Annotated in this window: 10 protein-coding genes; 6 read left to right on the top strand and 4 right to left on the bottom strand. The window is 71.2% G+C overall.

Features of this window, described 5'->3' with window-relative positions:
• Nucleotides 1-144: 144 nt before the first annotated feature.
• From ACFCXS_RS35475 to ACFCXS_RS35460, 4 genes are read right to left on the bottom strand one after another with little or no spacing between them, the layout of a single operon-like run.
• On the bottom strand, nucleotides 145-1,458 hold the full coding sequence (locus tag ACFCXS_RS35475; RefSeq protein ID WP_376647481.1) for a cation:proton antiporter: 1,314 nt from the start codon (nucleotides 1,456-1,458) through the stop codon (nucleotides 145-147).
• Nucleotides 1,455-2,183 carry a thioesterase II family protein gene (locus ACFCXS_RS35470; RefSeq protein ID WP_376647480.1) on the bottom strand — a complete coding sequence of 243 codons (729 nt, stop codon included), beginning with the start codon at nucleotides 2,181-2,183 and terminating at the stop codon, nucleotides 1,455-1,457. Before ACFCXS_RS35470 ends, ACFCXS_RS35475 begins: the two co-directional genes overlap by 4 nt.
• A gap of 30 nt (nucleotides 2,184-2,213) precedes the next feature.
• Nucleotides 2,214-3,167, bottom strand: a complete 954-nt coding sequence (locus ACFCXS_RS35465; RefSeq protein ID WP_376647479.1) for a chlorinating enzyme — start codon at nucleotides 3,165-3,167, stop codon at nucleotides 2,214-2,216.
• Between the two features lie 28 nt (nucleotides 3,168-3,195).
• The gene (locus ACFCXS_RS35460) at nucleotides 3,196-3,468 is read right to left on the bottom strand and encodes an acyl carrier protein (RefSeq protein WP_376647478.1); all 273 of its coding nucleotides are present in this window, start codon (nucleotides 3,466-3,468) and stop codon (nucleotides 3,196-3,198) included.
• A 386-nt stretch (nucleotides 3,469-3,854) separates the two neighbouring features.
• On the opposite strand from ACFCXS_RS35460, the gene ACFCXS_RS35455 reads away from it, so the two are divergent.
• The 6 genes from ACFCXS_RS35455 to ACFCXS_RS35430 all read left to right on the top strand — a co-directional run bounded on the left by ACFCXS_RS35455 (nucleotide 3,855) and on the right by ACFCXS_RS35430 (nucleotide 9,309).
• On the top strand, nucleotides 3,855-4,073 hold the full coding sequence (locus ACFCXS_RS35455; protein ID WP_376647477.1) for an MbtH family protein: 219 nt from the start codon (nucleotides 3,855-3,857) through the stop codon (nucleotides 4,071-4,073).
• A 44-nt stretch (nucleotides 4,074-4,117) separates the two neighbouring features.
• Entirely contained in the window at nucleotides 4,118-5,068 is a 951-nt protein-coding gene (locus tag ACFCXS_RS35450; RefSeq protein ID WP_376647476.1) for a thiamine pyrophosphate-dependent dehydrogenase E1 component subunit alpha, read from the top strand.
• Nucleotides 5,065-5,295, top strand: a complete 231-nt coding sequence (locus ACFCXS_RS35445) for an acyl carrier protein (RefSeq protein ID WP_376647475.1) — start codon at nucleotides 5,065-5,067, stop codon at nucleotides 5,293-5,295. The genes ACFCXS_RS35450 and ACFCXS_RS35445 overlap by 4 nt, the downstream gene beginning before the upstream one ends.
• Complete coding sequence (locus ACFCXS_RS35440; RefSeq protein WP_376647474.1) at nucleotides 5,292-7,424, top strand: 2-oxo acid dehydrogenase subunit E2; 2,133 nt, start codon at nucleotides 5,292-5,294, stop codon at nucleotides 7,422-7,424. Before ACFCXS_RS35445 ends, ACFCXS_RS35440 begins: the two co-directional genes overlap by 4 nt.
• 22 nt (nucleotides 7,425-7,446) lie before the next feature.
• Nucleotides 7,447-8,445 (top strand): 3-oxoacyl-ACP synthase III family protein, encoded by a 999-nt coding sequence (locus ACFCXS_RS35435; RefSeq protein ID WP_376647486.1) that lies wholly within the window; start codon nucleotides 7,447-7,449, stop codon nucleotides 8,443-8,445.
• A gap of 99 nt (nucleotides 8,446-8,544) precedes the next feature.
• Nucleotides 8,545-9,309 carry a thioesterase II family protein gene (locus ACFCXS_RS35430; protein ID WP_376647473.1) on the top strand — a complete coding sequence of 255 codons (765 nt, stop codon included), beginning with the start codon at nucleotides 8,545-8,547 and terminating at the stop codon, nucleotides 9,307-9,309.
• The last annotated feature ends 230 nt before the right edge of the window (nucleotides 9,310-9,539 follow it).

Raw genomic sequence — 9,539 nt, 5'->3', positions numbered from 1 at the left:
GGGTGTTTTTTTGTGTTTCCGCCCCCGCGGGGGGGTGGGGGGGGGGGCCGCGGGGGGGGGCCCCCCCCCCCCCGGACCCCCGGGGGGGCCGGGCCGGCAAACCCCTACCCCCCCCCCGCGGCCGGTGTCCTCGCGCGGGGCGGTTCAGACCGTGCTGAACTCCTTCTCCCGTTCGGTCTCCGCCGCCGTGTTCGGCATGTGGCGGGTGGCGCGGCGCAGCATGGGCGGTGCCATGACCGAGGTCACGACGGCGATCAGGATGATCACCGTGTACGTGGCGTTGGTGAGCACCCCGAGTTGCAGACCGACGGTGGCGAGGACGATCTCCATCACGCCCCGGGCGTTGAGCCCCGCCCCGATGGCCATCCCCTCGGCGTGGCCGAGCCGGCCCGCGCGGGCCCCGAGGTAGCCGCCCGCGAACTTCGCCAGCGTGGCCACGGTGAGCGCGACCACCGCGGCGGCCAGCACCTCCGGGCGGGCCAGCGCGGTCAGATCGACCTGGAGCCCGGCGGTGGCGAAGAACAGCGGGGCGAGCACGGCCATGACGAACGGCCGCAGCGTGCCCAGGGCCGCGCGGCCGGCCGGTCCCAGGGAGCCGATGACGATGCCGCACAGGAACGTGCCGAGGATCGGTTCCATGTCGAGGGCGTGGGTCGCCGCGGCCGAGGCCATGATTATGGCGACGACCGCGGCCGTCGCCCCCTCGGGCCGGCTCGGCTGCGCGGCGTACCGCAGCACCCGCGCGGCGACCGGTCTGGCCACCAGCAGGGCGAACGCCAGCACGGCGATCAGGTAGCCGATGCTCTTGGCCACCAGACCGATGTGCACGCCCACCGTCGCCATGGCCGACACCAGCGACAGCAGCAGCCAGCCCACGATGTCGCTGACGGCGGCCGCGCCGATGATCAGCTGGCCCACGTTGCGGTGCAGCAGATTCATGTCCAGGAGGGTCTTGGCGATCACCGGCAGTGCGCTGACCGCCAGGGCGATGCCGATGAACAGGGCGAAGGTGGCGCGCTCGGCGCCCGGCGCCATCAGCGAACCGGGCGTCAGAAGGCCGAGGCAGACGCCGAGCGCGAGCGGCAGCAGCACACTGCCCGCACTGGCCAGGCCGACGGCCCGCCCCTGGCGTCGCAGCAGGCCCAGGTCGATGTGGGCGCCCGTGACGGCGACCAGCAACAGGACGCCGAGTTGGGCGACCGCGCCCAGCAGATGCCGCTGGTCCGCGTCCGGCGGCAGCAGCCAGTCGGACAGACCGGGCAGGAGATTGCCGAACATCGACGGGCCCAGCAGCACGCCCACGCTCAGCTCGCCGACCACGGCCGGCAGCCCCAGCCGGGCCGCCACCCTGCCCAGCACCATTGCGGCGGTCAGGAACACGCAGACCTGGGCGAAGAGCAGCAGCAGGTGGTGGTGGCCGATCGCGGGGACGGCCCCGGCCGCTAACGCTGTCGTCATCTCTCGTCCTCATACCTGGGGAAGGCCTCGGCCGTCCGGCCGGAGAGCGCGTCGAGCACCGCCTCGGCGACGCCCGACGGGTTGACGGCGGAGAGCAGGTGCCCGCCTGGAAGTCGCAGCACCGAGCAGCCGGCCTCGGTGTGTCGCGACCACGCGGTGAGGTCCGAGGACGCGGTGTCGTCCAGCCCGGCGATGACCTGGATGTCGCCGGGCGAGCGGGTGTTCCGGTGCCCCGCGACAAACGATCCGGCCAGGCGCAGGTCGTCCCGGATCAGCCGGAACGCGCCGGCCGCCAGCACCGGGTCCGCGACCAGCTCCGCGGGGATCTCACCCCCCATGCCCGTCAGTACGGCCACCGCCGACTCGATGGACGTCACCTCCGCCGGGTCCAGCGGCTCGCGGGCCGACGGAGGTGAGTTGGACACGGCGAACAGCAGCGGCGGCCGCGGTTGCCGGAGCGTCGCCGCGACCGCCAGGGCGACGTACGCCCCCAGGCTCTCGCCGTAAATGGCGTCGACCGGACCGCCGAGCTGCCCGGCCGCGTCGCGCACCGCGTCGTCCGCCGTGACCAGGCACGGCTCCTCGAACCGGCGGCCGTGGCCGGGCAGTTCCACGGGCCGGAACTCGATCCGGTCGCCCAGGGCACGCCTGAGCGGCCGGAAGTAGCCGATGCCGCAGCACGAGGGCGGGACGAAGGCCACCACCGGCCGGTGCTCCTGTGTCATGGACGTCCGATCATCCGACGCGTACGGGGTTCACGCCTGGTGGATCGGGGTGCCCCGCAGCGTCTTGTCGCTGATCCTGTTGTGGCCGTACTCGTCACGGCCGCTGACCAGGAAGGCCGACCACTTCTCCAGCGAGATGCTGCCGCCGTACTCCTCGATGTGGTCGGTGCCGGGGTAGATCTGCACCTTGGTCGGCACGTATCGGGTGGCGAAGCCCATCCGGTACTTCTTGCCCGTGCTGGTGTTCGGCAGCGAGGCGTGCATCAGGGTCGACAGGAAGATCACGCACTGGCCGCGCTCCATGACCAGCGAGACCGCGTCCTCCTCATTGGGCTTCCAGTTCGGGTCGTGCTGGAGCTGGCGGTAGTCGTAGCCGAAGAAGCCGCGCGGAACACCGTCCTTGATCTCCGAGTTGATGCGGCTCTCGTCGAAGTCCATCCGCTTGGTCTCGTCATAGTTCATCTGGCGGTGCGTGCCCGGGATGATCTGGAGGCAGCCGTTCTCGATGGTGGAGTCGGTGAACGCCGTCCACACCGTCAGGGTGCCGGCGCCGAAGTTGTCCTCCGTCTCGCCCGGCCACAGCAGCTGCGGTTTGCCGCTGGCGTTGGCGAAGGTGTCGGCCTGGTGCCAGTCGGTGCCCTCGTCGCCCGGGTACTTCGGGAAGAACTCCGAACGCCAGCACAGCAGATCGGGGCCCAGCAGGGAGGCCACGCGCTCGACGATCCGGCGGTTGCACGCGTGCCGGGCGAGCAGGTCGATGTCGAGGTGCCGGTCGTAGTTGAAGATGTTCGGTGCCCCGACGCCCTTGTCCACCTCCGGATAGGCGGCGTAGGTGCGGTCCAGCGTCTCGCGCTGGACCGCCTTCCACATCTCGTCCATCTCCTCGGGGGTGTAGATGGTCAGCGGGCCGATGTAGCCGTTCTTGTGGAACGACGCCACTTCCTCGTCCGACAGGGAGAAGTCGGTCCGTGCGGTGGTGGTCATGTCCTGCCCCCTCAGTTGCGGTTCGCGGTCAGCCCTGCTCGGCCGGCCGCGCTTGTGCGACGGCCGCGCTGAGCTGCTCGGAGTAGGTGATCCTGTTGTCCAGGGCGACGCCGAAGGTATCGCCGAGATGCCTGTTCAACTTCGCGAAGGTCAGCGAATGACCTCCGATGTCGAGGAAGTTGTCGGATCCGACGATTTCCGGATCGTCCAGCTCGACGCGCAGCCACTCGACGACGGAGCGCTCGATGTCCGGTCGGCTGTATTCACCAGCCGCCTCGTCGCTCGCCGCAGAAACCTGCATGGGAGTTCCTCCTGTCGTTCTCGCAGGTGCGTTCAAAGGTCGTGCGGGCGTGCCGAAAATGCGTCGCCCGGAGTCCGGGACAGGTGTTGTGATGCCGGCCGGCCCCGCGACTCGCCCTGCGGGAGTCAAGAAATTCGGTCGCGAAGTCCGGTGTCCGTGAATGACGCGGCCCGGCCGCTTCCGGAGCGGAATCGTCGCCGTCGTCGGAGAACGTGGCGTCGTCACGCTAGACCGGCGGACGCAGGTACTTCAAGGCCCGCACCGATGCCGGGTGTCCCGTCGCCGGGACACCGCCGGGGCAAGGATGGTCACCGGGTTCGAATGCCGTATAGCCTTCGAGGACCCGCCTGACTTACCGACGACTTCCTTCTGGGAAGGGGAAACAAATGGCGAATCCCTTCGAGGACGAAAACGGCGTGTACCTGGTGCTCGTGAATGACGAGGGGCAGCATTCCCTGTGGCCGTCCTTCATCGACGTACCCGCCGGGTGGACCGTCGCCAAGGGTGAGGCCAGCCGTCAGGCCTGCCTCGATTTCATCAATGGGAACTGGACCGACATGCGTCCGAAGAGCCTGGCCGAGGCCATGGCGGCCGACCGGGCCTGAACAGCCTTGAATCCCGCCACATTGTCGAGGGAAGCGGAGAAGACATGCGTGTTCAGGCGGCCGAGATGGCGCCGGAAATCACCGAGCTGGCCGATGACGACCTCGAACTCCTGCTGCTGATACGGAATTTCGAGCTGGCTCTGCTGGATCTGTTCGCCGCGGGACAGCTCAACGGCACGACCCACACCTGCCTGGGGCAGGAGTACGTGCCGGTCGCCCTGGCCCCGTTGCTCCGTGACGACTTCGTCTTCAGCAACCACCGCGGTCACGGGCACTACCTCGCCCGGTTCAGGGACCCCGCCGGGCTGCTGGCGGAGATCATGGGCCGGTCCGGCGCGGTGTGCGCCGGTGTCGGCGGCAGCCAGCACATCTACCGGGACGGCTTCCTGTCGACCGGAGTGCAGGGACAGAGCCTGCCCGTGGCCGTGGGCGTCGCCCTGCACTACCGGCGGACCGGCGAGGAGCGCATCGCCGTCGCGCACATCGGGGACGGCACCTGGGGCGAGGGCTCCGTCTACGAGGCACTGAACATGGCGCGCCTGTGGGAGGTGCCCCTGCTGGTCGTCGTGGAGGACAACGGCATCGCCCAGTCGACCCCGACCGAGCGGCAGCTGGCCGGCACCGTCTCCGACCGTGCCCGGGCGTTCGACGTCGAGTACCACTCGATCCACGGCACGGACGTCAACGCCATTCGCGCCGAACTCGCTCCGGTCGTGGCGGACGTGCGACGCAGGGGCGTCCCGGCCGTCGTGCACTTCCACTGCCTGCGGCTCGGCCCGCACAGCAAGGGGGACGACACCCGTTCCGAGGCCGAACTGGCCGACGTGCGGGCCCGGGAGTGGAGCGCGCGGTACGCGAGGCACTACGGCGACCGGTTCGCCGCGGCGGACGCCCGGACCAAGGCGCTCATGGCCGATCTGGTGGCGGAGGTGTCCGCCCGGCCGCCGTCGCGGTGGCCCGGCCTGACCGACGCGTACCCGGGGGCCGCCGCGTGAGCACACTGAACAGGATCGTCGCCGAGGTGCTGGGCATCGACGAGGACGAGATCACCGACGACACCGGGCCGGCCGTCAACGCGGAGTGGACCAGCCTCCGGCACGTGCAGATCGTCGCAGCCGTCAACCGGCAGTTCGGGGTCGGCCTCACCCCCCGGCAGGCCCGTTCCTGCCGCAGCGTGGGCGACCTGCGCAAGGTCCTGGCGGAGAGAGGACATCTGGTATGACTACGGTCGCGGCCGGCACCGTCGGCACCGTCGCACCCCGCGTCGCGGAGCACCTCAATCGCGCGCTGCACGCACTGTTCCGCCGCGAGGAGCGGCTCCATCTGCTCGGCGAGGACGTGTCCGACCCGTACGGCGGCGCGTTCAGGATCACCAAGGGTCTCTCCACCGGGTTCCCGGACCGCGTGCTGTCCACACCACTGAGCGAGGGCGGCATCCTCGGAGTGGCCGGAGGACTCGCCCTGGCCGGTGACAAGGCCATCGTCGAGATCATGTTCGGCGACTTCATCGCCCTCGGCTTCGACCAGGTGATGAACTTCGCCTCCAAGTCGGTGTCGATGTACGGCCGCGAGGTCCCCGTACCGCTTGTCGTCCGCTGCCCGGTGGGCGGCAACCGCGGCTACGGGCCGACCCACAGCCAGAGCCTGCAGAAGCACTTCGTCGGCATCCCCAACCTCTCCCTCTACGAACTATCGCCCTACCACGATGCCGGCGCCGTGCTCGACGCCGCCTTCGAACAGGGCGCGCCTGCCGTCTTCTTCGAGGACAAGGTGCTCTACACCCGGCGGATGTACCGGGACGGCCGAGCCGGCGACGGCTACCGCTACGAGATGCTGGGCACGGCCGGCACCGGCTGGGCGCACACCTTCCCCGAGGGGGAGCGCCGCACCGCCGACGTCGTCGTGATCGCCCCGGGCGGCATGGCCCACCGCGCCCTGGACGCCGCCCGCGCGCTGCGGGACGGGCACGGCAGGTCGGTGCACCTGCTGACCCCCAGCCGGCTGTACCCGCTGGACCTGGACCCGGTGCTGCCGCTGCTCTCCGGGGCGGGACGGATCGCGGTCGTCGAGGAGGGCACGGCGGGCGGGACCTGGGGCGCGGAGGTGGCGCGCCTGCTGTACGAGCGGATCTGGTCGTCGCTGACCGGACCGGTGATCCTGCTGAACTCCGCCGACTCGATCATTCCGACCGCTCCGCACCTGGAGAGCCGGGTGCTGCTGGGCCGCGACCACATCGAGGCCGCCGTGCGGGCCGCGGCCGGATGGGACGTCCCACCGGCGGCAGCAGCCGGCGAACGGTCCGCGAGCGGGGCCCGGCCCACCGACGAGGCGGCGGACGACGTCGCGCTGAGCGTGCCCAAGCTCAACAACAACGACACCTCCTACCTCGTCGTGGAATGGCTGGCCGAGGACGGCGCGTGGGTCGACGAGGACGCCTCCGTCGTGTCCCTGGAGACCTCCAAGGCCGTCGAGGACGTCACCGCGCCCGTCGCCGGCTACCTCCAGCAGCTGGTGCCCGCGGGGGAGGAGCGGGGTGTCGGCGCGCTCCTGGCCCGCCTCCTCCCGCAGCCTCCCGGCCAGGCGGTACCGGCGCCCCGGGCCGAAGCGCCGGACGTGGCGCCCGCCGCCGGCACGCCGGGTCCCGGAGCCGTCCACACGCTCGACCGCGCCCAGCAGGGCACCGCCGCCGTGGTCGCCAAGAGCCATCGCGAGGTACCGACCGGCTTCACCGTGGTCCGGGCCGACGTGGACGCCGCCCTGGACACGCTCGGCCGGCTCGAGGCGGAGAGCGGAGAGGCGTTCGGACTCGCCGAGGCGGTGATCAAGGCGGTGGCCGCGGCGTACGACGAATTCCCCCTCTTCTTCGGTTCGCTGGCGGACGAGCGCACCGTCGTCGTCGCCGACGCCCCGCACGTCGGGGTCACCGTGGACGCCGGCGGGGGGTTGTACGTGCCGGTCGTCCGCGACGCGGCCCGGCGGTCCCTCGCCGACATCGCCGACACCCTGATGGACTTCCGGATGAAGGCGCTGACCCAGGGCTTCTCCGCCGCCGAACTGGACGGCGGTGCCATCTCCGTCTCGCTCAACCCGGACCCCGGCGTCGTCCTGGTCCACCCGATCGTGCTGTGGCCCCAGCTGTGCATGGTCTCGGTGGGCGCCGTCGGTGAGGAGTACCGAGCGGGGCAGGACGGCACACCGACTCCCGTCCGTACCGTGCACCTCGGCCTCGCCTACGACCACCGGGTGGTCAACGGCCGGGACGCCGTCCTGTTCCTCACCCGCCTCAAGGAACGCCTGGAGCAGCCGGACCAGCTGCGGACCCTGCTCGACGACGGGAGCGTCCGACCATGACGAGGGAGCTGCGGTGTTCGGGATGATGTCGTTCGGCTCGGCGACCGGGGAACACGTCCCGGTGGCCGACGTCGTGTCGGAGTACACCCCTGACGTGGAGCGGGTCCTGGCGTACGGCTACCGCGCCGTCCACCGTGCCGGGGACGACGTCGGGCTCACCGACCTGTCGGAGGACGCGGCCCGCCGCGCCCTGGAGCGGTCGGGCACCGACCCGGCGGACCTCGACCTGCTGGTGCTCGCCATCACCGACGTCCCCGAGTACCTGTACTGGGACCCGGCGGCCGAACTCCAGGCACGGCTGGGCGCCCACAGCGCCGAGGCGGTCCTGATCAGCCAGGGCTGCCACGGCGGTATCACCGGCTTCGACACGCTCGCGGGCCGGTTCGCGACCCATCCGGACTACCGGCGGGCCTTGTTCGTCGGCGCGAACCGCACGTGCGAGGCCTACTGGAACCGCATGGCGACGCATTCGCTGCTCTTCTCCGACGGCGCGGCGGCCGCGGTCGCGGACCGCGGCCACGACCGGTTCCGCTGGCTGGCGAGCGAGGTCATCACCGACGGACGCTACGCCGACCTCTTCCTGATGGAACAGGGCGGTGCGGCCCTGCCGTTCGCCCCCGGTGACGAGAGCCCGGCGGCGCGGGACGCCTGGGACATGATGGAGTTCTTCGACTACGACTCCGACCGTTTCGAGGCGTTCATCGACCTGATGAACGACCGGGTGCGGGAGGTTGTCGCCCGTGCCTGCAAGCGGGCCGGCGTCGACCCCGGAGATCTGGCCCGGGTCGTCCTGCTCAACGACAACCGGCAGACGCTCACGGCGCTCGCCGAGCGGCTCGACGTGCCCCTGGACCGCACCAACCTCGACTTCTCGCTGGAGCACGGCCACTTCGGCGCGGCGGACCACCTCCTCACGCTGCCCCACCACGTCGCGTCGGGCGACCTGCGGGACGGGGACCTGGTGGCGTTGGCCGGCATGGGCCGCGGCATGCACTGGGGATGCACCGTCGTGCGGTGCTGACCGGCCCGGTCACGGGCGTTGCCGGCTCCCGGCGACCGGGGGCGCACACGAGACGAGCGGACGACGAGACCATACGGCGGTCGGGACGAGAGGACCCACATGAGCGAGACAGCGACGGACACCGCGAGGCCGGCGGCCGGAACCGGATGGCTGCGGCTGTTCCACCGCGCGCAAGCCGACGCGCCCCGGCTGGTCTGCTTCCCGCACGCCGGCGGCGCGGCCTCCTTCTACTTCCCGCTCTCGGCCGCCCTGGCACCGAGCGCCGAGGTGCTCGCCGTCCAGTATCCGGGGCGCCAGGACCGCCGCGGCGAGCCGTGCGTGGACAGCGTCCCGGCCCTCGCCGACGCCGTCGTGGGTGAGCTGCGTCGGTGGCAGGACCGCCCCCTCGCCCTCTTCGGCCACAGCATGGGCGCCTCCGTGGCCTTCGAGGTGGCGCGGCGACTGGAGGCGGAGGGGGGCGGTCCGAGGGCCCTGTTCGTGTCGGGCCGGCGATCTCCGCGCATGATCCGGGACGAAGGCATCCACCGGGCGGACGACGACGTGCTGATCGCGCACCTCGCCCGGCTCAGCGGCACGGACGCCCGGATCCTCGGCGACCCGGAGCTGCTGGAGCTGATCCTACCGGCGATGCGGGCCGACTACCGGGCCGCCGAGACCTACCGGTACACGCCGGGACCGCCGCTGCGGTGCCCCCTGTCCGTCCTCACCGGCGACGACGACCCCCAGCTGTCACCGGCCGAGGCGCGCGACTGGGTCACGCACACCACAGGGGCGCACGAGCTGACGGCCCTGCCGGGCGGGCACTTCTACCTCGCCTCCCATTGGAGCCGGGTGGCGGAGCTGATCCGCGCACGACTGGGCTGACACCGCCACCGACGACCTCCCGACGACCCGGGTCCTGCTTCCACGACCCGGGTCGTCGCACGTATGCCGCACGGCGCCAGCCAACGGGTGATGCGGCCCCACAATGGCGTCACTCTGACTCCGCTGGAACTCGAGGCCTCGTGACCTGCTGTTCCCCTGGTGGAAGCTGTTGAACATGGGAGGGAATCCACGCGCTTTCAGCCGTGCATCGCACACTGTGCGCCATCATG

The sequence above is a fragment of the Streptomyces sp. NPDC056373 genome (assembly GCF_042262425.1).
Classification (GTDB): domain Bacteria; phylum Actinomycetota; class Actinomycetes; order Streptomycetales; family Streptomycetaceae; genus Streptomyces.
This window is presented reverse-complemented; position numbering and strand designations above follow the sequence as displayed.